The organism is Calditrichota bacterium, assembly GCA_013151735.1.
Lineage (GTDB): Bacteria > Zhuqueibacterota > JdFR-76 > JdFR-76 > BMS3Abin05 > BMS3Abin05.
Window position 1 is genome coordinate 1 of sequence record JAADHR010000137.1, and the last position, 25,919, is coordinate 25,919.

Consider the following 25,919-nt stretch of genomic DNA (forward strand, 5'->3'; position numbering starts at 1 on the left):
GGGATGAAATTCCGAATTTCAATAGCCAAATAAATTCCAAAATTCAATTATCAATAACCAAAACAAGAGAATCTCCAAAAAACACCGAAGGCGTTGAACATTTGTAGATCTTAATTTCACCCAAAAATATTGGTTCTACTGGCTTTTTTGTAGATTTATTTTCTTAAAACACAAAAAGCATTCCATTCTGACCCTCCCTCTGGCCCTCTCCCTGAGATCAGGGGGGGAGTCAGGGGGTGGGTTCAAAAGAGGCCGTGCCTCACTATTCAGGAATATTGCTTTTCCCATAAAAATTTCAGTAGAGTCCAAAATATTAAACCTTTTTTTACTGTGGTGTGTATTATTTGAAAAATGCAATCGGTTGCAGGCGGAATTTTTGAATATTTCATGTAAATCGCGGAGGAGAACATGAAAAAATCACTGATCTTCGTCTTCTTATTAGTTGCAGCAGGAGCTTCATTCACCCGCGCACAAAATCCCACTCACACCCTGATCATTACCCGAAATACAAGTACCGACACCCTTCTTCAACCCCTTTTGGGCGTCATTTCCGGCCCGCTTCCGGGAAACGGCTCACCCGCACCCGATTTGACCCCGCAGTTTCAGGACATTGGCGTCACAAGCATTCGAAACAACGCCTACTGGGACGACCGACTGGACATTGAATCCATTTTTAGTTGTCCGGACACCAGCACCTACCCATCGTGGGATTGCGACCCGGACAATGATGCGTACTACCATTGGGGACCCAGCGATACCCTTTTCCAGAGTTTTATTGACGGAGGATTCGAACCCTTTTTCCGTCTGGGAGGGGAGGCGCACTGCAGCGTTCGTGAGCACGATTTTCACGGCCCCCAAAACGAAATCCAGGAAGACCACTGGATTACCGCTGCCCTGAAGATTGCCCGGCGCTACACCCATTGGCGGGGGAATAAATCGCCCATTCGCTATTTGAACATCTTTACCGAATGGCCCAACAAAGAATTCTGGGATCGGTCGGACCCGGAGTTTATTCACTTCTGGGCCAAGGCGTTCAAGGCCGTCAAATCGGCTTTCCCCGGCTATAAAGTAGGCGGGCCCGGTTTTTTAGCGCCAACAATGAATGTGATTAAGGGGGAGACCACGCACAATCCGGCCATTGCCTTTTTGACGGAATTGTACAATCAGCAGTTGCGCCCCGATTGGATCGGCTGGCATCTGTGGCAAAATAATCCCGAGCGCTATTACCAGGCCGGGCGCCAATTTCGGGATTTGCTGAATGGCGTCGGGGACTTTGCTTCGGTCCCCTGGGCCGGAACGGATTTTTTCAAAGGAGTGGAACTCATTTGCGACGCCTACGGTGTCAATCCGTATGAAGAAAACAGTGCGGGAGGATTGGTTGAATTGCCTCGCACCAAACTAAACGAGTTGATGAACAAAAAAGAGGGCGCGGCCATGTTTACGGGCATCTGGATTGCCCTCCAGCAAACCGATGTGGTGCGAGCGTATTACTATCACGCAGGAGATGCCCTTTCTGACCCCAGTGCCGGGCCCAACGACCAAAACATGGGCTGGACGGGTCTTTTCTACGGCGATCCCCGGGGCTCGTACAAACCCAAGGCCCTTGCCTTCCGCCTCTGTTCTCAAATGGTGAAAAATTACCCTAAACTTTTAAGCAGCGATTTTCCCTCGGTGGGAACGGACAGCTTGAAACTGTGGGTACTGGCAGGAAAGGGAAAAAGCGGCTATGGTGTGCTTATTTCGAATACGGAAGAACAGGCCCAAACCTATTCCCTGATTTTGGAAGGTGTACCGGTTCGCCCGGCCAATTTTCAGGTAGAGGTATACCAGGTGGACGACACCAATGACGGACGCACACCCATACGATGGACTGGAGGATCGTTTGAAATTCCGGCTGGCACCGTGCAGATGCTGGTTCTGAAGCGTGGCACAACCGGCGTCCGGGAAGCCGCCGCGGAACGTCCCGTCACCCCCACATTGCTGACCAACTACCCGAATCCTTTTAATGGGGTGACGACCATCCGTTTTTCGATTTCCCGGCGGGCTCGTGTTCGACTGGACATTTTTAATCTGACCGGGCAAAAAATTACGACGCTTTTTGATGGGGTTCTGCCGGCCGGCGAAAAATCGGTTTTCTGGGACGGAACCAACGCAAAAAATGCGGCGGTGCCGTCCGGCACCTATTTGTGTAAACTGGAAATCGACGGAAGGACACAGACCCTTCACAAATTGGTTTATCTGAAGTAGAGTAACGTGCCGCCGAATTTGCAAGAGGGATAAGCTATCAAACCTGCCTGCCCCAGTTTTGGGTTTTGTCAAAGGAATTCGCCCGCTCCAAAAAGCGGAAAACATTTCAAAGGGATGGCCATAAGGTTAATATTTTCATATTTGCTCGCTCCTTTTGCTGAACGAGGCAGGATGGACCTTTCCTTCGACTGGACGTTTCTTACTTGATTTTGAAGAAAGAATGTCCTATATTTAGAACAAAATTTTGTGTATCTTCGGGGCCAGGTGAAAATCCTGACCGGCGGTGAAAGCCCGCGAGTTGCTCAGGCGACAGATTCGGTGAAATTCCGAAGCCGACGGTGACAGTCCGGATGGGAGAAGGTGCACGGAGCATTTGGTATAGCCCAAAATGTACCCAATAAAGCCCCGAAATTGATTCGGGGTTTTTTGTTAGATGGAAAAAGCCAATGACGGATGATCAAAAATGGATGCGTTTGGCGCTCAACCTGGCCCGGAGGGGATTGGGTCAAACCTCACCCAATCCCAATGTGGGTGCCGTGATTGTCAAAAATGGGACGCTGCTCGGGAAGGGCTACCACCGTCAGTTTGGTGGTCCCCACGCAGAAGTATTTGCGCTCCGGGAGGCCGGTGAGGCGGCACGCGGCGCCACCCTGTACGTGACGCTTGAGCCTTGCTCCCACTACGGGAAGACGCCTCCCTGTGTCAATCGGGTGATTAAGGCGGGAATAAGCCGCGTGGTCATTGCTACACCCGACCCCAATCCGCTGGTCAACGGCCGGGGCATTCGAAAATTGCAACAAGCCGGGATTGCCGTGACCGTTGGGGTAGAGGGCGAGAAGGCGCGCCAACTCAACGAACCGTTCTTCACGTTTATGGAAACCGGACTTCCGTTTGTAAGACTCAAAATTGCCCAAACCCTGGACGGCAAAATTGCGACCCCGACGGGTGATTCCCGCTGGATTACAGGAGAAGCATCCCGCAGGCTGGTGCATCGGTGGCGCGCGCAAATGGATGCCGTTTTGGTGGGAATTGGCACCGTTCTGAAAGATAATCCTGCACTCACCGTGCGGATGGTTCGGGGAAGGAATCCCCGGCGGGTCATTTTGGACCCCGGATTACGGGTGCCGCTTTCGGCCCGAGTCGTCAGTGACGGGGAAGCCGCCCGAACGATTCTTTTTACCGCCGCGGCCAATCGCCAGAAAATTAGTGCATTACAGGGAAAAGGTGTGACCGTTTTTCAGATTGAAAAAAAGGCTGACGGCCATTTTGATTTAAAACAGGTGCTTGAAAAACTAACAGAATTGGGAATCATTTCGGTTTTGGTCGAAGGGGGAAGCGGGGTTTTTTCCTCGTTTCTAAACCAAAAGGCCTTTCACCGGCTGGCCGTGTTTCAGGCCCCCAAAATTGCAGGCAGCGGATTGGGACCCTTTGACGGCATTGGCTTTCAAAAAATGGAGGAAGCCATTCCGCTAAAGCTCCTGAAACAACGGAAAATCGGGGAGGACGGGCTATTCGAATTCAAGCAAATAGCCTGATCATAAATTTCGAAAAAAATCTCTAACAAAATAGAAAATCAATTCCGAAACTCATTGAGTATAAACAGGATTAAAGCTATGTTTACAGGTTTGGTTGAAGACGTTGGCACCGTGGACACCATCCGAAATGAAGGAGCCGGGGTACGGTTTCGGATTCGGGCCCCTCACATGGCCGGAGACCTGGTGTTGGGAGAGAGTGTCGCCGTGAACGGTGTTTGCCTAACAGTGATTTCTGCAAGTCAGGAATCATTTGAGGTTGATGTTGTTAAGGAAACCCTTTCAAGAACAACATTAGGTCAATTAAAAATCAATGATCCGGTCAATCTGGAGCGCTCGTTGCGCCCCTCTGATCGTCTGGGCGGCCATTTTGTCCAGGGGCATGTGGACGGTGTGGGACGCATTGAATCCTTTTCACGCGAGGAAACCGGAAATTTCAGGCTAACCCTTCATTTGCCGGAAGATCTGAGGCCGTTCGCTGTTGAGAAAGGTTCCATTGCCGTTGACGGTGTCAGTCTCACAATTGCCAAGATTCTGGAAACGGGTGTGGAACTAGCCGTGATTCCTTTTACGCTGGAGCACACAACATTTCGCACGAAGCGGCCCGGGGATTCCGTTAATGTGGAAATGGACCTTTTGGGCAAATACGTGTATCAATTCCTGAAAAACCAGCACGCCGCAGAGGATTCAAAAATCACTGAGGAGTGGCTGAGACAAGCGGGATTTTAGCAATGGAAATACAGAGCAAGAGACTATTTTTAAATCTCTGTGGTTTGCTTTCAAGCCGCGAATAACGCGAATTAGGGGACGTGTAAAATCTTTGGAAATAGAGGATTCTTTTAACGATCAATAAAGGAACAGATTAGATGAGTGATTTTAATACAATTGAAGAGGCTGTTGAAGCCATCAAAAAGGGCGAAATCATTATTGTGGTGGACGATGAGGATCGCGAAAACGAAGGCGATTTTATCATGGCGGCGGAAAAGGTGACCCCGGAAGCCATTAATTTTATGGCCAAACATGGGAGGGGACTCATCTGCGTGGCCATGACCCCCGAACGGCTTCAGGACCTCGATTTACAACCGATGGTTACGGAGAATACAGCCCATCTGGGAACGTCCTTCACGGTTTCCGTGGATGCCAAAAAGGGCGTAAAAACAGGAATCTCGGCCCACGATCGGGCCAAAACCATTCAGGTGCTGATTGATCCTCACACACGGCCCGGGGATCTGGCCCGCCCGGGGCACATCTTTCCATTGCGTGCCCGACGGGGAGGGGTTCTCCGGAGAGCCGGACATACGGAAGCAGTCGTGGATTTGGCACGCTTGGCCGGTTTGTACCCCGCAGGTGTGCTGTGTGAAATTATGGACGAGGATGGTTCGATGGCCCGCGTTCCCAAGCTGCTTGAAATCGCCGGGAAATTCAATCTGAAGATTGTTACCATTCGTGATCTGATCGAATATCGGCGCCGAAAAGAGCACCTGGTTCGGAAAGCGGCCGTAGCCAATCTCCCCACACGGTTTGGGCTGTTTGAGATTCACATCTACGAAAGCGATATCGATCCCAATGACCACGTGGCATTGGTCAAGGGAACCATCAATCCGGATGAACCCATTCTGGTACGGGTTCATTCTCAATGTCTTACGGGAGATGTGTTTCATTCTCTCCGCTGCGATTGCGGTGATCAGCTGGAGAAAGCGCTGCAAATGATTGCCGAAGAGGGCAAGGGGGTACTTTTATACATGCGTCAGGAAGGACGCGGAATAGGTTTGGCAAATAAGATTAAGGCCTACCATCTCCAGGAACATGGAAAGGATACTGTGGAAGCCAATGAGGCTCTTGGATTTAAACCGGATTTGCGCGATTACGGAATCGGAGCACAGATTCTGATAGACCTCGGTGTTCGGAAAATTCGATTAATGACGAATAATCCCAAAAAAATTGTGGGATTAAAGGGATATGGACTGGAAATTGTGGAACGGGTTCCCATTGAAGTGAAGCCCAATCCCATTAATTTAAAGTACCTTGAAACCAAACGCGATAAGATGGGTCATATTTTGAACGGATTGGCCGCAGAAAAGGATCCCCAAAAGAGCAAATAAGCGACAGGAATGGGAATGAGCCAATCCCTTACAAAATAACCATGGTGAATGGGGTTGAGCCGGCATTCCCCTCAACCTTCAGAAAGGGTGTTTGGGGACGAAACAATAAGCAAGGCAAGTCGTTAAACCCGTCCGTGCAATAAATCAAGTTGGGGTGGCCTTTTTAAGATGCGTAATTGCCAGCCTCACGAATTAAATCTTGATTTTTAAAGGGATTCATTTTACATTTAAATCAACTATTTCAGGAGGGACTATGCCAAAATTACTTGAAGGCCAATTAGAGGCAACCGGGAAGAAATTTGGATTTGTAGCCTCGCGGTTCAACGAACTCGTGGTTCGAAAACTGGTTGAAGGAGCCACTGACTGCATTGTGCGTCATGGCGGGGCCGAAGGGGATATCGAGATCGCCTGGGTTCCGGGGTCGTTTGAAATCCCGCTTGCTGCCCAAAAAATGGCGGCCTCCGGCCGGTACGATGCCGTGATTTGCCTGGGAGCCGTTATTCGTGGGGCAACGCCGCATTTCGAATACATTGCCGCAGAAGTAACCAAGGGAATTGCCCAGATAAATTTGCAAACAGGTATTCCGACCCTCTACGGAATTATTACGTCCGACACGCTTGAACAGGCACTTGAACGCGCGGGCACCAAAATGGGCAACAAGGGTTGGGATGCGGCGCTGTCAGCCATTGAAATGGTCAATCTGCTGTCACAAATTGAGGGAAAGTAATGTGAGGTATTTCGGACGATTACGTGGAATCGGGTGGGTAGTCCTGTTTTTTTTCCTCGGTGTACAGTTGGTGTGGGCCGATGTGGGGGATTGGAAAACGTTCACAAACAAATCACACATTCGTGATCTCACGTCCTGGAACCAATCCATTTGGTGTGCAACGAACGGCGGAGTCGTCGCTTTTTCACCCAACGGCAAGGAAACCCTTTCGCTGACGAATACAGAGGGATTAAGTTACAACGATGTGTCTCATATTGCCGTGGATCACACGGGGAGCCTCTGGTTTGGCTTCACAAATGGGCTCATCAATATTTACAATCCCCTGAACAAAAGCCTTAAGATTATTGATGATTTTAGTCGCAATCAGATAAAGGACATCGTGCCCCTGGGAGACAGCGTTTTTATCGGACTCAATATTGGGGTCAGTCTCTTCCTGCTGGACAAGATGGAAGTGAAGGAAACCTACAAGAATCTTGGATCGTTTCCTATTGAAGTGGCAGTCAATGCCGTGGCTGTGGATTATCCGTACATCTGGGTGGGGACACCGAATGGTATTGCCCGGGCAGATTTGCGTCAGGTCAATCTGAAAGCGCCTCAAAGCTGGGAAAACTTTACGACAAACGAAGGGCTGCCTTCCGATGGAATAACGGCGTTATTTGCGAAAGGTCAAACCATTCTGGCCGGAACCGATTTTGGCGTGGCCCAATTCGAGGGAGGACGCTGGGTTTATGCGTCTCAGGGATTGGGAAATAGCCAGGTTCAGCAGTTTTATCAGAAGGATCATACAATTTACGCGGTGACCGAAACCGGTCTTTACAGCTACCAATCTTCGGGGGAATGGAAGTTAGTTAAGGGACACCTGAATCGGGTCACGTCTGTTGCTGTTGATTCAACCGGAAATTTCTGGATGGGAACAGACGGTGAGGGAGTGACCTGGTATAATCCGCAAAAGGATTCGACAAAAATCCTGGTGCCGAATGGCCCCGGCGGAAACAATTTCAAGGCGCTTACAATTGATCAACAGAACACGCTGTGGACAGGATCGGCCAATATTTATGGATGGGGATTTGGCCGTTTCGATGGCCAAACCTGGACGGTCTTTAATCGAAAAAACTCAAACCTTCCTTCTGACAATGCGGAAGCGTCTGCTGTGGATTTGGCGGGTCATGTGTGGATGGGCACCTGGGGAGGCGGGGTTTATTTGGTTAAGGATAATCATATTCAGATTTTTAATCCTTCTACGGGGCACTTGGCGGGTATTCCTGTTGACACAAAATACGCTGTCGTTACAGATATCCAGGTTGAAAAGACAGGAACCGTCTGGATGCTCAATTACTACGCCTACAACCATCAGGTTCTGGCCGCCATGACGCCCGATTCTCAGTGGGTCTACTTTTCGGATTCCGAATTGGGGTTGTCGTCGGATAAAGTAACCTGTTTGTTGATTGACCATCGGGGGTGGAAATGGATTGGCACGGAGAACAGCGGGATCAGCGTTTTTTCCGACAACGGCACCCCCCTGGATAAATCGGATGACGAGATTATGGGCAATCTAACGACGGCCGACGGACTCGAAAGCAACGCCATTGCGGCGATCGCTGAGGACGATTTCGGGGCCCTCTGGATTGGGACAAAGGAAGGCCTGGATGTCTATCTGGATGGTACCGTCCAGCCTCGCTACGGCCTCATTACGAACGACATCAATTCCATTACGATTGATCCGCGAAATAACAAATGGATTGGTACAAGCGCGGGATTGAGTGTCTTGGATCCCGACGGCTATCGCTGGACCCACTACACGACGGAAAACAGTCCCATTGCCAGTAATAACGTCCAGGATGTGGCGTTCAATCCCCGAACGGGCGAGGCCTTTATCGGAACGACAAAAGGGCTCTCACGATTTGTGACCCCGTACACGGCCCCGAAAAATGACTTATCCGAATTGCGTGTCTATCCCAACCCTTTTTTGGTGGGGTCGGGAAATGAAAAACTCATTATCGATGATCTGGCAAAAGAAAGCAGTGTTTTTATTTTCACCGAATCCGGGAAAAAGGTGAAATCGTTCCCGGAGGAACAGGTATTGGGTGCCCGGATATCCTGGAATGGCCGGGATGAAAAAGGCACTCTGGTTTCCAGTGGTATTTATCTGGTAGTCGTGACTACTGCAGATGGAAAATCGAAAGTGGCAAAACTGGCTGTGGTGAAGGAATAGCGGGTGAGAAGGGGGAATCCCGAATTGGGAAGTAAATTTATAACCTGAATTTGGCTTTTATTTTTTCAAAGGATTTAAACGTGCAATACCGGTGTGACCAGAAATGCTAACCTCACTGTACATTAAAGACTTCGCCCTTTTTGATGAAGTAATGATTTCATTCCAAAAAGGGCTAAACATTATTACCGGTGAGACGGGTGCCGGAAAATCTCTCATAGTTGATGCGCTGAATATGCTTTTGGGGGAAAAAACGGATCGCTCAATTCTTCGGAAAAATGCCCCAAAAGCCATCGTGGAGGGTGTGTTTTCCCTTTCTCTTCCCGAGATTACCGTATTCCTCAGTGAGCATGATTTGGACATCCTGGATCATGAGATTCGGGTCAGGCGGGAAGTCCATGCCTCCGGCCGGTCCCGGTCTTTCATTAACGATACCCCGGTGACTGCCGAGATTCTTCGCGCATTCGGAGAATTGCTTGTGGATATTCACGGGCAACACGAGCATCAATCGCTTCTTAAAAACGAAAAACACATTGAATATTTGGATGCTTTTGCCGGCCTCCAATCTCAGGTACAGGAGATTGGGGCGAGTTACCGAAAAATCCGTTCACTCAAAAAGGATGTACAGTTTCTGATTGAGAAAGGCCGGCAACTTGAAGAGCGCCGGGACTATTTGCAATTTCAACTGGATGAAATCAAGCGAATTCAGCCTTTGCCCGGAGAAGATGAGGCATTGGAGAGAGAGGAAAGAATCCTTGCGAATAGTGAGAAGCTGTTTGGGTTGAGTTCGGATGCCTACCAGCTTCTGTACGAAAACGAGCCTTCTGCCTATGAGCTGTTAACGCGTGTTGAAAGCATTCTTTCGGAATTACAGCAAATCGATAAACAATTTGAAGAGTTTGCACAACTCAGCACGGAAGCAAAGATCAATGTGGATGAAATTGCGAAATTTCTTCAGCATTACACCACCCATTTCGAATTTAATCCGGAACGCTTGGAAAAAATTCGAAATCGTCTGAATACACTGGCTCGTTTGAAGAAGAAATACGGATCGACTATTGAAGATATCCTCGAAAAAAAGGCTGCAATTGAAAAGGAACTCCGGCTGGTCGATTCGGTAGAGGATGAAGTGGATCAGCTGAAAAAGAAAATAGACGCCGAAATTCATCGGTATACTGAACTTGCAGAGATTATTTCCGGTAAGCGAAAAGCGGCCGCGCAAAAACTTAAGCTCGAAATCGAAGGGCTTCTGAAAAAATTGGGCATGGAAAAGGCTGTTTTCCGCGTTCAGGTAGAGCCCCTTTTGGAGCCAGATGGCTGGGTTAAAATAGGTGAAACGTCTTATCAGGGAACAGCCAGAGGGATTGATCGCGTGCGGTTTTTCTTTTCGGCAAACCCCGGTGAAGCACCGCGGGAATTGTCCAGAATTGCTTCCGGAGGAGAAATCTCCCGAGTTATGTTATCCATCAAGTCGGTGTTGGCTGAGAAGGATCGCATTCCGGTGCTGATATTTGATGAAATTGACAACGGTATTTCCGGACGGATTGCACAAACAGTGGGGCGGCAACTGCATGCGCTGGCAGAGAGTCACCAGATTATTTGCGTTACCCACTTGCCCCAAATTGCCAGTGCCGGAGATGCACACTATACGGTTGAGAAAACGTTTGAAGCGAATCGGACGCACACGAAGCTGCGTGCTTTGAATGAGAGCGAGAGAGTAGTTGAAATTGCCAAATTAATTGGCGGTGAAAAAATAAGTGATGTCAATTTAAAAAGTGCTGAAGAGCTGTTAAAGGCCTTTGAAAACTCCTGATTATCTGTCTGAAAAAAGAGAACAACCATGTATAAATTTGTCATAAACGGCGGACGAACGCTTCACGGGCGGGTACCCGTCAGTGGCAGCAAAAATGCCACACTTCCACTCATGGCGGCCACGCTACTGGCAAGGGGGAAATATGTGATTACCAATATCCCCCTTCTACGGGATGTGACCACCATGAAGCAACTGCTTGAAATCATAGGTGTTTCCGTTGAGTTTGAGAATCACCGCATGGTTTTGGATTCCTCTCATTATGACAAATTAGAGGCTCCTTACGATCTGGTTAAAAAAATGCGGGCTTCCATTTATGTATTGGGGCCGCTACTGGCAAAAAATGGCTATGCGAAGGTTTCTTTGCCCGGCGGCTGCGCATGGGGGCCGCGACCGGTGAATTTTCATATTGAAAGCCTGAGGAAAATGGGCGCTGCCATCGATCTGGAAAACGGATATATCGTTGCCCGGGCCAAAAGATTGAAGGGGGCTGTTATTGCGTTTGACTTCCCGAGTGTGGGTGCAACCGGAAACGCGATGATGGCGGCTGCGCTGGCAAAGGGAACCACCGTTATTCAAAATGCGGCCATGGAACCAGAGATTACCAATCTGGGGGAATTCCTAAATGCCATGGGGGCAAAAATTAGCGGTCTGGGAACAAATCACCTGGAAATTGAGGGCGTGGACGAACTGCACCCGGCCGATGGAACAGTGATTCCGGATCGAATTGAAGCGGGAACGTTTCTGATTGCCGGAGCGATTACGGGGGGAGAAATCACCGTAGAAAAGGCCGAGGCCAAGCACCTCACGGCAATTCTGTCAAAACTGGGGGATACAGGTGCCCGAATTTCAGCGGATGAATCGTCCATTACATTGCGTGCAGGAAAAATAATCCGGTCCGTCAATGTTTCCACAGCCGTTTATCCGGGTTTCCCCACGGATATGCAGGCCCAATGGATGGCATTGATGTGCGTGGCTGATAAAACAAGTGTGATTACCGATACGGTCTACCTGGATCGGTTTGCCCACGTTCCGGAACTCATGCGCCTTGGGGCAAATATCACACTTGATGGCAATGTAGCTGCGGTGACAGGCGTGAAGAAACTGACCGGGGCAACGGTTATGTCAACGGACCTTCGGGCCAGTGCTTCACTTATTCTGGCCGGGCTGGTAGCCGAGGGGAAAACAGAGGTTCTGAGAATTTACCACATCGATCGTGGGTATGAGGCCATTGAAAAAAAACTGCAGGCTTTGGGGGCAGATATTCAACGCGTCAGAACGGAGGAGTTTTAACCCTGGGGTCTGAACAGGACCGTATCCCTTTTGATCAATTTCTAAATTGCCAGCGACGACAACACAAGGATAATATTTGAATTCTTTCAGATTCTCTTGCCATCTGCGATTCTTCACAGCGATTGAGATGTTGGGGGCTAAACGCAGGCCCTCTTACACGCTTAATTAACTAATCCTTAGTATTGTTTCCATAAAATCTCTATTCGCAAAAATAGGAAAATATTCCAAAAATAATCCCAAAAATAAGAATAATTCCCATGGCCCGTCTGCTGCTCTGACCATTCAATAAATGGATATATGTGTGTAAAATAAAGAGTAAAGGACACAGCGAGATAGACAGGCACGCTATTTGTAATCTATAGTAAAGAAAATAGAAATTCGAACACAGAAGAAGAAGGCCCCGTCGATGGAACTCACTATTGATGCAACGGAACCCATTTACACGATAGGAATTGCCGCTCAGAAACTTCACGTTGCCGTTCCCACGCTGCGCATGTATGAAAAAGAGGGATTACTCATTCCCCATAAAACCAAAACGGGACGGCGCGTCTATTCCGCAAATGATCTTGTTTGGGTTAATTGTATTCGTCGAATGATCAATGAAAAAGGATTGAATATTGAGGGAATTCGAAGGCTGCTTTCATTAATCCCGTGCTGGGAAATAAAAAATTGTCCCCCCGAAAAGAGACAGACATGCCCCGCCTATCAAAATAGTGAAAAGCCCTGTTGGATGCTTGCACAAGAAAAAAAACGGGTTGCTCCTGAAGTTTGCCGGTTATGCCCGGTCTATTCAAAGGCACTGAAATGTGATAATATGAAAGCATTTTTAAATGAGATGAGAGCCATTAATCCATAAGAAACAAAAAAGGAGAGTTTAAATGAGGACATTGGATAACGCACGGACAAAATGGTTCCTGGTTTTCTTTTTTATGGCAGCCATACTCATGGCAGCGGGTTGTGCTCCGAAGGCCGTTCGGGTCATGTATGAGAGGCCGGAGTTCAAACCCGAAAAGGTGAACGCCCGGCAGGTGATCGAAGAAGCCAAGAAAAAGGGATACGATCATGCGCTTCGATTTGAAAAATATGGAATTACGTCCTACGAGGGACCCAAAACCTGCCTAAAATGCCACAAAACCATCCGGGTTCAAAATCCGGATACAGGGGAATGGGAAGATGTGAAAACAATGGACAATGTTGTGGAATCGGTTCACATGAAGTGGTATTCGATTCCTCAATACACCTATGACGTCCATGGGAAAAAGGTTAAACTTCCCATGGGAATGATTGATCGCGCATGCGGTATCCCCGGAGCACAGTCAGGGATTGCATGGGCTCTTCAAATAAAAAACCGGGAGGACGGGAAAATCTATTCAGAGGGGTGTGGACAGTGTCACATTGGCGGAACGTACGGCCCCCCCGTTTATCGAATGATGCGGGAAGTGTCGCCCATGGGAAAAATCACAAAAAATGAAAAAGAATCTGTGGATTGTCTGATTTGTCATGCCAAAGAGTATGACATTTCCAAAAAGGTCGTGGTGAAGGATGAGCACGGCTACCGCTGGGCACAAGACAGAAGTCTCAAAGCGGCCGTTAGCGTTGGAATACCAACCACCTGGAATTGCCGATTGTGCCATGATCATAATTTTATTGGAGATAACAGTCCGGATAACGTCAAAACCGCCGCCGGAACCCATTCTATTATCCATCAATACGTGAAGCGCGGCAGCCCCTACACACCCAAAGAGGATGTTCATGCGGCCGCTGGCATGAGCTGTTTGGATTGTCACAAAACCTACGGCCATTTTATTGCAAAGGGAAAGAAAACGTGCGATTTGGTAGCAAACGATTTGCCTCAGGTGTCACTCACGTGTGAACAGTGCCACACATCTGCCCCGCATAAAAAGAATGAAGATATAGCAGACATCCTGAATACACATACGGAAAAAATATCCTGTACAACCTGTCACATCACCGGTCTTCCGGATAATAATATTCGGTACAATGACTGGCGGCATCCGGTTTATGAAGACGGTTTTTATGTTCCAAAGCCAACCATCAAAGGGGGAACAAAGGGCGTTATGGCGTTTTGCTGGTTTGACGGTACAGGCGGCATAATGGCCACACCTAATGGCAAGAAAGATGATGGCAAATCCAAAATTACGCCATTCAAGCTGTTTAATGCCATGATGACCGAAGATTCACACAATGCAACGCCAACCCAACAGGGATGGATCCTTTCGTTCGATACCAAAACCTACATGGAAACAGGAAATCCCGAAAAAGCCATTCAGGTTGCACAAGATAAACCCTACATGAGGATGTTCTATGGCCTCCCCATGAAGATCATGTTTATGGATGAACTGGCCCGTGATATGGGGTTTAAGTCCTGGGATCGATCCTATTACAAGCGCCCCGTGAAGGATCGCTATTTCTGGACGGAGATGCGCTCTGACGGCTACCTGATGCTGGACCACGGTATCAAGGCCAAAGGACGATCCTGCAACGAATGCCACTCAAAAGACAGCATTCTCAACTTTAAAAAACTGGGTTACTCGCCGGACGAGATTGAAGCACTCGAAGAACCGAGAGAATAGAAAAAGACATCCCTGTTTTCACAAAAGATTCTAAAAGGCCCCAACTTGTTTGGGGCTTTTTTTTATTTCAGGAATGAAAGAATTTACCAAAGACTAAAAACGGTTCACCCAAACGAAGCAGATAAAATTAATGTTGATTTTTTCCATCTTTTGTGTTAAGATGAAAAAGCAGTTGATAATCATTACTAATGCATTCAAACAGGGAGTATTTGTGAATCCAAAGAAGATTTTTCGATATGCAGGGGGCAGTGTGGCGGGGGGTGTGGCGGGGTTATTTTCTAAGCTATGCTCTTCGCTGTTCGGGAGGAACCTGCCCGCTCTCACGGAATTCATTTACGGGCATTTTTATTGGGGTCGTTTTGGGGCTCGTGTTGGTTTGGGAGGGACCCCGGCGGAAAAAGCCGGAATCCAAATAACCTAAAAGATTCATTAGCCACAAAGTCAAAAAAGCACAAGGGTAAAAAAAGATAAATCAGGATTTATTGAAATAGGAAATCGATTCAAAACAAACTGATTGCTGAATATTTTAATTATAATAATCTTCGTAACTTAGAGTTTTTGTGGCGAAATTTTGTAAATAATACAGGACAAATATCGTAAAATACTCAAAATCCTAATTTTCATCTTGCTTTTTAAAAATGGAAATTGTAAATTAATTAAACTTGGAGGAAAACATGAAAGCAAATGTTGGAAGTACGGACCGGTTGATCCGAATTCTTCTCGGAATTATTTTTTTAGTCCTGGCCTTTGCAGTATTCGCAGGTACATTGAAGTGGATTTTTATTGTTCTTGGAATTATTGCGCTTTTCACCGGTATTGTTCGTTTTTGCGCCCTGTATCCATTGCTTAAAATTAATACGGCCAAAAAGGAATAGGATTGTAAAACTGACTGTAATTTATTACAAACGTTAAATTAGGAGGAAATGAAGAATGGCTTTAATGATCACCGAGGAATGCATCAATTGCGGTGCTTGCGAACCGGAATGTCCCAATGAGGCGATTTACGAGGGCGGCGTACCGTGGGAATTGAATGGTGAGACCCACGATCCTTTATCGGATGATATTTATTATATCGTTCCGGATAAGTGTACGGAATGCGTCGGATTTTATGACGAACCGCAGTGTGCAGCCGTCTGTCCGGTTGATTCCTGTGTGCCTGATCCTGATCATGTGGAAGACCATGACACGTTGTTGGCCAAAGCCAAGAAGCTGCATCCGGATCAGAGTTTTGATTAAAGATACGAATTTAGCCACTTATAAGGGATTTCTGAACGATGGTCAGGAATCCCTTTTCTGTTTCAGAGATTAAAGAAATGAACACGCGGAGCCAAGAAGAATAAAAAATGGTTGTTTCGGGAACCAAAATAGTTCCTCCTGGAACGGGCCGTCCCCATGTCAGCGAATATGTTGCCCGATACCTTCTGCGGCAAGTTTCACGGGATAATTCGTTCAACGCATTTAGAATAGGGAAAATAGATGACTGGTTCTTCAGACGATAAAAATCTTATCTGGACGTCGGATCATTTTCCAACAGAGGAAGATTTCCGAGATTTTCGTCAGGCAGGGGATGGGGTGCTGGCCGTGGACGAGAATCTGATTGTAATCAGCTTCAGCGAAGCCGCTGAACGGATTTCCGGAATAACCAGCGATCAAATTGTGGGGAAATCCTGCTACGATGTTCTGAAAATGCCCATCTGTCAGAAGGATCAGTTAGTGGGGCAAACCCTGAAATCAGGACGCATTTTCTCCAATATAACAACCACGCTTCGACATGCGGCCGGCGAAACCCTTGAAGTGGTGGTTAGCGTTTCTCCATTAATGAGCGTTGAGGGCGGAATTGCTGGTGCGGTCCTTTCCTTTCGCGATCTGACTGAAATGGACCGCCTGGCGAGTGAACTCCTGATTCGAAATCGGGAGCTTTTGCGCGAAAGAAATAAGCTGACGGCCATTCTGAACAGCATTACCGACGGCGTTTTTACAATAAACACGGATTGGCAGATCACCTCTTTTAACCTTGCAGCGGAAAGAATTACCGGATATTCCAGCAACGAGGTTCTTGGCAAACACTGCTGGGAAGTTTTTAGAGGGAGCAACTGTGACACAAATTGTCCCATGCGGAGGGCCCTCCAAACGGGCGAACCAACCTTTAATTTGGAGGTTGAAATTGTTTCCAGAGAAGGAAAAACGATTCCTGTAAGCGTAACCAGTTCTGCCCTGATCAATGAAAAAGGAGAGGCCAGCGGGGCGGTGGAAACCTTTCGCGATTTGTCTCCATTGCGGGAACTGAAATCAGAATTGGAAGAGCGTTACCGATTCGACCAGATTATCGGCAAAAGCAAACCCATGCAGGATTTGTACGATCTTCTGGAGGACGTGGCAGCCACGGATGCCACAGTTCTGGTCCAGGGTGAAAGCGGCACCGGAAAAGAGCTCGTTGTAAAAGCTATTCATTTTAACAGCTTGCGGCGTTCGGGACCGTTTATCAGCGTCAATTGTGCCGCGCTTCCGGAAACCCTTCTGGAAAGTGAATTGTTCGGCTACGAAAAGGGTGCATTTACGGGCGCCGTTCGAGAAAAACCCGGTCGATTCGAATTGGCCGATGGCGGAACCCTCTTTCTGGACGAAATCGGCGAGATGAGCTATCCCTTGCAAGCCAAGCTCTTACGCGTATTGGATGAACACGTGATTGAACGTGTAGGCGGCATTAAATCCATTCGGGTTGATGTTCGAATTGTGGCCGCAACCAATAAAAATCTTCGGGACGCCGTTGAAACGGGCGCTTTCCGGCAGGACTTATTCTACCGCTTGAATGTGGTTCCCATTCATTTGCCCCCGCTTCGGGAACGGAAAGAGGACATTCCCTTGCTGGTAGATTATTTTATTCAGAAGTTCAACGAAAAAATGGGGAAACGGATTCGCGGCGTTTCATCGGAGGTTTTGCGAATTTTTATGGATTATAATTGGCCCGGCAACGTAAGAGAACTGGAGAATCTCCTGGAATTTTCTTTTATTCAGTGCAAGACGGAGATCATTACCGTTCAACATTTGCCAACAGAGTTTCAAAGGAATTTCAACACCCTCCGATTGACACAAGAAAAGCCGGGAGAGGCACTTCTGGAATATGAGAAAAACCTGATCTACCAAACTCTCATTCAAAATATGGGCAGCCGCGTAAAAACCGCCCGACAATTGGGAATGAGCAAAGCCACCCTCTGGCGAAAAATGACAAAATACGGTTTGTTGAAAAAAGACAAAACGGATTGAGTGAAGCGGCCTTGCCCGCCACTCAATCCGTTCTTGAACTTATTGAATTCACTCCACACCCCACTAAGTTCACTCATTTAATTTCAATCAAATCAATTCGTGAAAATTCGTGAAATTGGTGGGCAACGCTTTTTAGGGCAGACTCATTGTTTCATATGAAATTGAAGCCCCAGTTCCACATTCCTTCCGGGCATGGGATATCCCTCTTCCATTTGATAGGCCTCATCTGTGATGTTTCGGAGGGCCACTTGCACATCTGCCCACCGATTCAGGTGAACACGCCCCAGAAGATCCGTCACAAAAAAATCCGGGAGCTTTTCGCGATGGTTGTTTTCGCTGTACAGATTGTGTACCCACACAGATTTGATCCCAATATCCACTCTCTTGTTCCGGAAGGTGAGGAGATTGACCAGCTTATGCTGCGGATTGTAACCCGTCACAGAACCGACATCCTGATGCGTAAAGGAAAGCGTGTTGTTGATGTGAGCGGTTAACCGCAACTTAAGGGAGGTTTCAACTCCCGTAAAATCAAAGGTTCCCACGTTTCGGAATTTTTTATCCGGGAAATAGAACTGAATGAGATTTTGCCCCTTTAACCGGTAAGCGGCTACATCCACCTGAATAAACCGGGTGGAGTAGTTTACACCCATCTCGAAACTCTTGCTTGTTTCGGGCGTCAGGTCGGTGTTGGAAGGCGGATACAGGTAGAGCTGCATCACGGAGGGAGATCGAAATCCCTGACTAACATTGGCGCGAAGCGAGAGGCTGTTATTGGCCTGAAAAACCAGTCCGATGGAGGGAACGGATTTAAATCCGTAAACCTCGTGATGATTCAAACGGTATCCCACAGACGCAATAAGCTTTGAAAACAGCATTTGTTGGGTCAGGAAATAGGGGGCCCATTCCAAAACACTCCAGGATTTATTCCGATTGAGATCCGTTCCACCGTAGGATCTGAGATCAAATCCTACGACGGTTTGATTGTTTTTCCACGGTGAAAATGCCTGACTGAATTTTGCACCGTTTGTAAAATCGTCGGAGAGATAACCGTCGTAGATGGCATGATGACCGTCGCTTCGGTACACCAGAAGCTCGGTATGTCCAAGAAAAGATTTACCTTTCAATTGAAAGTCGTATCCGCTGCGGGTAAACCGAAACCAGTTGTTCGTTAAAGGATGACTTTCGGGCCCGGGGTCCAGCCAGAAGCCCCGATAGCGCTTAACCGATGCCTGAATGCGCCAGTCCGGCAGGGGAGTGGCAAAAACCTTGGCAAAAAAATCGTGGGCCTGATATCCGCCGGTTTCACGGTTGCTGTCCGTGCCATATCCGTTCCAGTAGACAGCAGCGCCCAATCGATCGGAACTGTAAACTTCTTGAATATTAAAAATGCGTTCGCGGAAGCTCCCGGTGGAGAATCGTACCGAAGTTTTCTTTTGATTGCGAATATCCGGTGTTAAGAGATTAATTACGCCGCCCGTGGCGTTTGAACCGTAAAGCACCGATGCCGGTCCGCGCACAATCTCAATCCGACTGACGAGGTAGGGGTTCAATGCATTGGAAATGGGGTGATCAAAAATCCCCATCATGGTTGGACGTCCGTCAATCATCGTAACGGCATTCGTCCCCCGGATCAGAATTTTGCTACCACTCAGATTCTTCGAGCCGGCCGGCCCGCTCTGGCTGACCGAACCCAGCGTTCCGAATTGAATGGATGTGACTCCCGGAACCTCATCAATAATTTGCCCCAGATTTTGAGCCATTTCCATCCGGATTTCCCCGGCAGGTAAAACGGACACACTGATGGAAAGATCCCGTGTGGATTGTGGAATCTTTGTGGCCGTAATCACAACGGGGGCCAATTGGTAGGTTGACGTAACGTGACGGGATGTGTCGCTCCGGGCAGGTTGCCCGGCCATCGCCGCAAGGAATCCGGAAAATACAAAAATCCCGACTAAAACGACCTGTTTTGCGAATCGATTCATCTTAGAACCCTCCTTTTCCTTAATCTGACTGCATTCAATCCTGCCGTCTCCGGACGGAGCATTGTCATGTGATTTGAGTTTTCGAAGGTTCTTCGTGAACCGAATTAGGGAATGAAACAAAAGAAGCAGACGACGAAACGGCTAAAATCCCAATCCGCTGGCAGATCAGGACGATTGCTTTCCTTCCTTAAATTGGAGCACTTTCTCCACAATCTGACGAATCATTTCGGGAAGGCTGTCGCTGTTTTTTCCGACCACGTCCACATTGCACGTGGTAATGGGCAAAACAATTTTGTGCGCCGGTGAGGATGCCACGGCTTCGGCAATGGCAGGAGTTACTTCACCCAGCATGGCATTTGCCAGAAGTATGCCGATGGGTCCGATAATCAAATCGACCCGCGGTGCATTCCGGCAGATGGCATTTTCACCGGAGGCCCCTTTTTGTGCCCCGGATTTCATCATCTGGGAGGTGGCAATGGCATTTGTACCGAATGCCAGAATTTCATCTTCGGATGAAAGATTTTCTTTTAATTTTTGAATAATACTGCTTCCAAGGCCCCCTCCCTGGCCGTCAATAATGGCAATTTTCATAGTGAAATAATTTATCCAAAATAGTCCCGAAAATCAAGACGGAAATCACAAAAATAGTCCTCGACCTGTTCCAAAGGCCTTTTCCTGCGTCTTGAGTTTTTCAAATCACCGGTGGAATTTAGCCATCCACACACCGATGGAATCCTGCACGGCGCGATAGGGCGAAGCCGAACCGACAAAGTTCTGCATCAGCATGGAAAAGGCCCAGACGTCTCCATCCTGTGTGGGCACATAGCCTGAAAGAGACGACACCCCCCGAAGGCTTCCGGTTTTGGCCCGCAATTTTCCCTGAGCAGCCGTTCCGATCATCCGCTTTTGAAGGGTTCCGTCTACACCTGCAATGGGCAGAGAGGTCAGGTACTCGGAGGAAACGGTAAAATCGCCGTACATGTGTGCGAGTAATCGGGTGATGAGATCGGCATTAATCACATCGTAACGGGAAACCCCCGACCCGTCGACAACGAAGTAAGACGTGGAATCGATCCCGATGCTCTGCAGAAACTGCCGCATGGCCTGAAGGCCCTTTTCGGCCGTTCCCGGTTCTCCACGTGTAACCGCCCCCACGGTTTTTAGCAAAAGTTCGGCTGAGAGGTTGTCGCTGATTTTATTGGTGTTTTCAACCACATCGCGCAGCGGATGCGATTTATGAACGGCCAGCGTTTCAGCCGCGTCAGGCGATATGCCCTTTAAAATGTGTCCGTCAATTTGAATGCCATTTTTTTTCAACAGCTCACCAAAAACGGTGGCCGTGTAGCGTGTGGGATCTTCAATGTTGAGCGTGATCTGATAAGGCGGCGCATTCACGGGGAGCGTGTCCTTAACGGTAATGACATTCTCGCAGGTCATCCATTTACGGGAAATTTTAAGGCTGTTAGCCTGAGCCGAATCACCGGTTACGCCATTATTTTCGACCGTAACGTAGTGTGTTTGAGGGAAGATGAAAAGCTTCACTTTATCGGAGATTTTTTCAGAGGGTTTGGCCAGCACATTCACGCAGTTGTCATTGAGCGTCAGGGCGCTCAAATGTGCGGCGTAATCATCCGGATCGTCATCCCACATCCAGCCTTTTCCGCGGGGGAGACTGTCCAGTGCCGCAGCATCGGCCACGAGATTTCCGGTGATGTGAGAGATACCGTCTACCTGCAGTTGATCAATGAGATCTTGAAGGTCTTCAACCACCAGGTCGGGATCGCCGCCGCCTTTCAGGTAAAGGTTGCCCGTGATGACGGAATCACCGACACTTGCGCTGTCTGCCAGCAAACAGGTCTTAAAAGTAAAATTGGGACGCAGAAGGGTCAGTGCGGTTGCCGTTGTCAACAATTTCATATTGGAGGCCGGATTTAAAAGGAGATCGCTGTTGCGATCGTAAATAACCGTGTGGTTTGTGAGTGAAATTATCTTTACGGCAGCCTGTGTTTCTTTAAAGAGAGGTGTCGTCAGCAGCGAATCGATTTTTTCCTGCAGATTTTTTACCGGATTGCGGGGCTTTACCCGTTCTTTTTTGGGAACGACACCGGCGCAGGAGGTAAAAAGAATGAGTCCTGCAAGAATTAAAATCGTCCTAAAAAACAGCCTGGAATAACCTTTGTTCATATTAACACTCCTGCCGATTTTGTTTGAAGATAGTTTGGATTGGTGGCAGTTCAATTCTCTTTGTTCGGATTTTGTGCCCAATTATTTGTTTCTCTCGAATCGCGTCGTTTTACGATTCGCTATCATTTTAACGGTTTTGCAAATAAAAATCAAGGCCTTTTTAAATTACTTTAGAAAGACTTGCCAAGAGCAAGAAAAAATTGTAATTTTAAGTAAACTGATTCTGGGCCCTTGAGAAAAAAGTCCACTTTCATAAAAAAGGCCGGTTTCTGTTGGAACACGCCCAGGCGTGACGGAAACCGCAGGTTTTGGCGGATTGGGAATCTAAAAAATGAAACGACGAGAATTTTTGGAAGTATCCGCTTTGGGGAGTGTGGGGTTGGGAGCACCCCTGGTGCCTCCCTTGATTATCAGAAAGAAGAAGAACGGCATCAAGGATTTAATTGATCACAAGCACATTTTTGTGGCCAAGGAAGCCCGATTCTACAAAAAGTTAGAGCACGAGAAGATTCAGTGCGAAATATGTCCCCGGAAATGTGTAATTGACAATATGGAACGGGGCTTTTGCGGAAATCGGGAAAATCGGGGCGGAACGTATTACGTTCTGGCGTATGCCAATCCCTGTGCGGCCCATATCGATCCGATTGAAAAAAAGCCGTTTTTTCATTTTCTGCCCGGCACACAGGCCTTCTCCATTTCCACCGCAGGCTGCAATCTCGTATGCAAGTTTTGTCAGAACTGGCAAATCTCCCAGTTTCGGCCCGAACAGACCGAGAATATTTACCTTCCGCCGGACAAAGTGGTGGAAATTGCAAAGGATCGAAGGGTAACCTCCATCGCCTATACGTACGCCGAGCCGGTGGTCTTTTACGAGTACATGTACGATACGTCTGTGGATGCACGGCGCGAGGGTATTCGCAGTGTCATGGTTTCTGCCGGATTCATTAACCCGGACCCGCTTCGGAAGCTGGTCAAACGATTGGATGCCATTAAAATCGATTTGAAGGCCTTTACGGAAAAATACTATCACGACATCTGTTCGGCGGAGCTTAAACCGGTTTTGAAAACGCTGGAGGTTCTGCATGACGAAAAAATCTGGTTCGAAATTGTGTACCTTGTGGTTCCCACGTTGAATGATTCGGTAAATGAAATTCGGCAAATGAGTCAATGGATTGTGAAAACGCTCGGACCCGACGTCCCGCTCCATTTTTCTCGATTTTACCCGCAGTACATGCTCAAGAATTTGCCGCCTACTCCGGTTTCGACTCTGGAAAAACTCCGGAAAACGGCCATGGAGGCGGGAATCCACTATGTTTACATCGGGAACGTTCCCGGGAATCCGGCGGAGAGTACGTACTGTCCCCATTGCGGGAAACGCCTGATTTACCGGATTGGTTACGAGATTATTGAAAATAAGCTGAAGAATGGTAAATGTCCCTACTGTGGAACCAAGATACCCGGCGTGTGGTCGTAGGGCAGAGAGGAACTTATCTCCACAAGCGATCACCACATGAATTGTGCTGATTGGTCAAAGATGGGCAGGATTTTTTATACGATCACCCTGCTTCAACGGGGTGAAAGATTAGTGGGACTTAGAGAGCGGATGAGGAAATGGAAGAAACGGGAATAATTCGTGAAGTTCATGGGGACGAGGCTGTTGTTGAGCTGACACCGGTATCATCGTGTTCAAGCTGTGCGCTTCATTCGGTTTGCAATCCCAGTGAAGTGGAGAAGCCCGTGTTAACGGCAACCAATCCCATTCACGCAAGAGAAGGGGATTGGGTGAAATTGGAAATGAATCCCGGAGCGGCCATTACGTCTGCCTTTTTAATTTTTATTTTCCCCCTGCTTGGCTTGGCTGTGGGGTACGTTGCGGGACACGCATTCGGGCGTCTGGCTGAGATCATTGGGAGTGTTCTGGGGTTTGCGCTGTTTCTGCTTGTCGTAAAATTTTTGGATCCGGTTCTAACCAAAAAACGCGCCTTTAAGCCCATTGTGATTCAAGTGTTGAGCAACAGCCTGCCCCTGAATATTGAAATAAAAGATAAATCTCCCAAAAACTGACGGGCCAAAAAGGAGGGTAAAGCGATTGGAATTTACAGTGAATGCCCGGGTAATTTGCACGAAGTGGGTTTTTGTTCTGGTTTTGCTTCTTGTTTCGATTGGACAGGCTTCCGGAATGCTGCCTGGCGGCAAAAACGTTCAGGCCCATCGCTCATTTTTTCGCCTGCCGGTTTCAAATGGCTGGGTGGCGGCCACCGTTAATGTCAGAAGCCAGTCCATTGATGGGTTCTGGCCGCACATTTACAGAGCCATTGATGAAACCCACCCGGTTAAGAACCTCATAAAAAATCTCTCATTTCAGATTTCCATCAACGGACAGAAGGTTTTGTTATCCGACTGCAAATTTAAGGAAGCCCGATATTTAACAGGTACGGGAATAATTCGTGCAAATTATGTGTGGAAGAGCTGGCCCATTGAATTGACCGTTTTTTCCCCCATGAGCAGACGCGGGGCCTCTTTTGTCGTCATCGTTCAAGTTGTTTCCCCGGAAAAGAATTCTCAAAAGGATCTGCAGATTACCTGCGTACCCGCACGTCTTCCGACTATTCACATATCGGAATCTTCGGAATGGACCAGACAACGGCTTTTTCAAAAGATGTTCATTTTTTCTGTTCAAAAACGTTCTTCCGACTTTTTAAGATGGGCACGAAAAAAAACACCGCAGGATGTTTTGCATTCGGAAATGATGTGGTGGAAGACCTGGCAAAAGCAGTCCAGAATCCCAAAAAATCTCACACAAAGCCAGCGACACCTTTTTTTGCAATCCCTGGTCGTACTTAAAATGGCGCAGTGCCGGGAAGAAGGGTTAGCAAAGGGGCAAATTCTGGCCAGCCTTCCGCCGGGCATGTGGAACATCGCCTGGGTGCGAGACGGTGCCTATTCCATTGTGGCGCTCGCTCGATCGGGACATTTCAAGGAAGCCCGAATGGGACTCCAATTCATGCTCCGGGCCAAAAGCGGCTTTTATGAGCATTTTATCTGGAAGGGAAAGGATTACGGTGTCGGGATGCCGTACCAAATTTCCGTTTGCCGTTATTTTGGATCGGGGAAAGAAGAAAGTGATTTTAATGAAAACGGCCCCAACATCGAGCTGGACGGGTTTGGCCTTTTTCTCTGGGCAATGGATGAATACGTTTCCCGTTCAAAAGACGTGGCTTTTTTACGGGAGAATTGGAAGGAAATCCTGGAAAAAGTGGCCGAACCGCTTTTAAGGTCGAGGGATTCTCTGGGGGTCATTCGGGCAGAATCCGGTCCCTGGGAACGGCACCTGCCCGGGGCTCATTTTGCCTACACGACGGCATCGGCCATCAACGGATTTAGAGCGGTGAGCCATTTGGCCGGACTTTTGAATGATGAACCACATCACCAGTTTTATGCCAACGTGTCGGCTGATTTAACGCAGCATTTTTCAAGAGTCTTTTTGGATTCCACCCGTCACATTCTCAAGGGTCGGTTGGAAGGATCGTTTCCCGGGACATTGGATGCTTCTGCCATTGAGGCTTTCAATTGGGCTGTTTTCCCCCCGGACTCCCCGCTTTCCCGGAAAACACTTGCCGTATACCGCAAAAATCTGCACATCAAAAACCGGTCGTTTGGTTTCTGCCGCTTGCTCAGCCCGGACTGGTATGATCGTCAGGAATGGGTGTTTGTGGATTTCCGGATGGCAAAGGCGCTTCGGGCTGTGGGACAAACAAAAGATTCTCAGCAAATTGTGGCTTGGATCGAGGATCAGGCGGCAAAGAATTTTGATCTGATTGCCGAATTATTCGAAGAAAAAACGGCTGACTACAAAGGCGCCGTTCCCATGGCCGGATACGGCGCAGGGGCCTATATTCTTAATTTTTTGGAATAATAGCGTCAGAATTCGCCGAATTTGTATTCGTGGTTTTTTCATATAAAATGAAGGAGAGT

The 25,919-nt window shown here is 48.0% G+C and carries 19 protein-coding genes and 1 riboswitch; of the genes, 16 read left to right on the top strand and 3 right to left on the bottom strand.

Translation table 11 applies throughout. The features are described from left to right. Nucleotides 1-408: 408 nt before the first annotated feature. The 13 genes from GXO76_09550 (at nt 409) to GXO76_09610 (ending at nt 17,778) form a co-directional block, all read left to right on the top strand. Nucleotides 409-2,247 carry a T9SS type A sorting domain-containing protein gene (locus GXO76_09550; protein NOY78095.1) on the top strand — a complete coding sequence of 613 codons (1,839 nt, stop codon included), beginning with the start codon at nt 409-411 and terminating at the stop codon, nt 2,245-2,247. A gap of 246 nt (nt 2,248-2,493) precedes the next feature. Then, a riboswitch (FMN riboswitch) is annotated at nt 2,494-2,613 on the top strand. 80 nt (nt 2,614-2,693) lie between these two features. Continuing rightward, on the top strand, nt 2,694-3,782 hold the full coding sequence (gene ribD / locus GXO76_09555; GenBank protein NOY78096.1) for a bifunctional diaminohydroxyphosphoribosylaminopyrimidine deaminase/5-amino-6-(5-phosphoribosylamino)uracil reductase RibD: 1,089 nt from the start codon (nt 2,694-2,696) through the stop codon (nt 3,780-3,782). Between the two features lie 78 nt (nt 3,783-3,860). Continuing rightward, a complete protein-coding gene (locus tag GXO76_09560; GenBank protein ID NOY78097.1) occupies nt 3,861-4,508 on the top strand; it encodes a riboflavin synthase in 648 nt (215 codons plus the stop codon). Nucleotides 4,509-4,645: 137 nt separating this feature from the next. Then, entirely contained in the window at nt 4,646-5,881 is a 1,236-nt protein-coding gene (locus GXO76_09565; protein NOY78098.1) for a bifunctional 3,4-dihydroxy-2-butanone-4-phosphate synthase/GTP cyclohydrolase II, read from the top strand. A 253-nt stretch (nt 5,882-6,134) separates the two neighbouring features. After that, nucleotides 6,135-6,608: a 6,7-dimethyl-8-ribityllumazine synthase gene (locus GXO76_09570; protein ID NOY78099.1), complete on the top strand. Its 474-nt coding sequence runs from the start codon at nt 6,135-6,137 to the stop codon at nt 6,606-6,608. A gap of 1 nt (nt 6,609) precedes the next feature. Then, nucleotides 6,610-8,820, top strand: a complete 2,211-nt coding sequence (locus GXO76_09575; protein NOY78100.1) for a T9SS type A sorting domain-containing protein — start codon at nt 6,610-6,612, stop codon at nt 8,818-8,820. A gap of 103 nt (nt 8,821-8,923) precedes the next feature. Beyond that, nucleotides 8,924-10,630, top strand: a complete 1,707-nt coding sequence (gene recN / locus GXO76_09580) for a DNA repair protein RecN (GenBank protein ID NOY78101.1) — start codon at nt 8,924-8,926, stop codon at nt 10,628-10,630. A 27-nt stretch (nt 10,631-10,657) separates the two neighbouring features. Next, entirely contained in the window at nt 10,658-11,920 is a 1,263-nt protein-coding gene (gene murA / locus GXO76_09585) for a UDP-N-acetylglucosamine 1-carboxyvinyltransferase (protein ID NOY78102.1), read from the top strand. A 418-nt stretch (nt 11,921-12,338) separates the two neighbouring features. Next, nucleotides 12,339-12,776, top strand: coding sequence for a MerR family transcriptional regulator (locus tag GXO76_09590; protein ID NOY78103.1), 438 nt, complete (start codon nt 12,339-12,341; stop codon nt 12,774-12,776). Nucleotides 12,777-12,798: 22 nt separating this feature from the next. Next, nucleotides 12,799-14,514: a hypothetical protein gene (locus tag GXO76_09595; GenBank protein ID NOY78104.1), complete on the top strand. Its 1,716-nt coding sequence runs from the start codon at nt 12,799-12,801 to the stop codon at nt 14,512-14,514. 674 nt (nt 14,515-15,188) lie between these two features. Continuing rightward, a complete protein-coding gene (locus GXO76_09600) occupies nt 15,189-15,389 on the top strand; it encodes a DUF2892 domain-containing protein (protein ID NOY78105.1) in 201 nt (66 codons plus the stop codon). 55 nt (nt 15,390-15,444) lie between these two features. Further along, nucleotides 15,445-15,750 carry a YfhL family 4Fe-4S dicluster ferredoxin gene (locus GXO76_09605; GenBank protein ID NOY78106.1) on the top strand — a complete coding sequence of 102 codons (306 nt, stop codon included), beginning with the start codon at nt 15,445-15,447 and terminating at the stop codon, nt 15,748-15,750. Between the two features lie 240 nt (nt 15,751-15,990). Continuing rightward, nucleotides 15,991-17,778, top strand: coding sequence for a PAS domain-containing protein (locus GXO76_09610; protein NOY78107.1), 1,788 nt, complete (start codon nt 15,991-15,993; stop codon nt 17,776-17,778). A 143-nt stretch (nt 17,779-17,921) separates the two neighbouring features. On the opposite strand, the gene GXO76_09615 is transcribed toward GXO76_09610, so the two are convergent. The 3 genes from GXO76_09615 to dacB all read right to left on the bottom strand — a co-directional run bounded on the left by GXO76_09615 (nt 17,922) and on the right by dacB (nt 21,944). Further along, the gene (locus GXO76_09615; protein NOY78108.1) at nt 17,922-19,760 is read right to left on the bottom strand and encodes a TonB-dependent receptor; all 1,839 of its coding nucleotides are present in this window, start codon (nt 19,758-19,760) and stop codon (nt 17,922-17,924) included. Nucleotides 19,761-19,925: 165 nt separating this feature from the next. Continuing rightward, nucleotides 19,926-20,351, bottom strand: coding sequence for a DUF3842 family protein (locus GXO76_09620; protein ID NOY78109.1), 426 nt, complete (start codon nt 20,349-20,351; stop codon nt 19,926-19,928). 105 nt (nt 20,352-20,456) lie between these two features. Next, entirely contained in the window at nt 20,457-21,944 is a 1,488-nt protein-coding gene (gene dacB / locus GXO76_09625) for a D-alanyl-D-alanine carboxypeptidase/D-alanyl-D-alanine-endopeptidase (GenBank protein NOY78110.1), read from the bottom strand. Between the two features lie 331 nt (nt 21,945-22,275). Between dacB and amrS the strand changes: the two genes are divergently transcribed. From amrS to GXO76_09640, 3 genes are all read left to right on the top strand, one after another. Further along, nucleotides 22,276-23,418 (top strand): AmmeMemoRadiSam system radical SAM enzyme, encoded by a 1,143-nt coding sequence (gene amrS / locus GXO76_09630; GenBank protein NOY78111.1) that lies wholly within the window; start codon nt 22,276-22,278, stop codon nt 23,416-23,418. Between the two features lie 137 nt (nt 23,419-23,555). Then, entirely contained in the window at nt 23,556-24,008 is a 453-nt protein-coding gene (locus GXO76_09635) for a SoxR reducing system RseC family protein (GenBank protein NOY78112.1), read from the top strand. Nucleotides 24,009-24,033: 25 nt separating this feature from the next. After that, the gene (locus tag GXO76_09640) at nt 24,034-25,860 is read left to right on the top strand and encodes a glycoside hydrolase family 15 protein (protein ID NOY78113.1); all 1,827 of its coding nucleotides are present in this window, start codon (nt 24,034-24,036) and stop codon (nt 25,858-25,860) included. The last annotated feature ends 59 nt before the right edge of the window (nt 25,861-25,919 follow it).

What these genes read in the sequence shown, in the direction of transcription:
- ribD (NOY78096.1), top strand. Translation starts at nt 2,694, where the DNA reads ATGACGGATGATCAAAAATGGATGCGTTTGGCGCTCAACCTGGCCCGG.
- murA (NOY78102.1), top strand. Translation starts at nt 10,658, where the DNA reads ATGTATAAATTTGTCATAAACGGCGGACGAACGCTTCACGGGCGGGTA.
- GXO76_09605 (NOY78106.1), top strand. Translation starts at nt 15,445, where the DNA reads ATGGCTTTAATGATCACCGAGGAATGCATCAATTGCGGTGCTTGCGAA.
- GXO76_09610 (NOY78107.1), top strand. Translation starts at nt 15,991, where the DNA reads ATGACTGGTTCTTCAGACGATAAAAATCTTATCTGGACGTCGGATCAT.
- GXO76_09570 (NOY78099.1), top strand. Translation starts at nt 6,135, where the DNA reads ATGCCAAAATTACTTGAAGGCCAATTAGAGGCAACCGGGAAGAAATTT.
- dacB (NOY78110.1), bottom strand. Translation starts at nt 21,944, where the DNA reads ATGAACAAAGGTTATTCCAGGCTGTTTTTTAGGACGATTTTAATTCTT.
- GXO76_09615 (NOY78108.1), bottom strand. Translation starts at nt 19,760, where the DNA reads ATGAATCGATTCGCAAAACAGGTCGTTTTAGTCGGGATTTTTGTATTT.
- recN (NOY78101.1), top strand. Translation starts at nt 8,924, where the DNA reads ATGCTAACCTCACTGTACATTAAAGACTTCGCCCTTTTTGATGAAGTA.
- GXO76_09620 (NOY78109.1), bottom strand. Translation starts at nt 20,351, where the DNA reads ATGAAAATTGCCATTATTGACGGCCAGGGAGGGGGCCTTGGAAGCAGT.
- GXO76_09560 (NOY78097.1), top strand. Translation starts at nt 3,861, where the DNA reads ATGTTTACAGGTTTGGTTGAAGACGTTGGCACCGTGGACACCATCCGA.
- GXO76_09550 (NOY78095.1), top strand. Translation starts at nt 409, where the DNA reads ATGAAAAAATCACTGATCTTCGTCTTCTTATTAGTTGCAGCAGGAGCT.
- GXO76_09595 (NOY78104.1), top strand. Translation starts at nt 12,799, where the DNA reads ATGAGGACATTGGATAACGCACGGACAAAATGGTTCCTGGTTTTCTTT.
- GXO76_09565 (NOY78098.1), top strand. Translation starts at nt 4,646, where the DNA reads ATGAGTGATTTTAATACAATTGAAGAGGCTGTTGAAGCCATCAAAAAG.
- amrS (NOY78111.1), top strand. Translation starts at nt 22,276, where the DNA reads ATGAAACGACGAGAATTTTTGGAAGTATCCGCTTTGGGGAGTGTGGGG.
- GXO76_09600 (NOY78105.1), top strand. Translation starts at nt 15,189, where the DNA reads ATGAAAGCAAATGTTGGAAGTACGGACCGGTTGATCCGAATTCTTCTC.
- GXO76_09635 (NOY78112.1), top strand. Translation starts at nt 23,556, where the DNA reads ATGGAAGAAACGGGAATAATTCGTGAAGTTCATGGGGACGAGGCTGTT.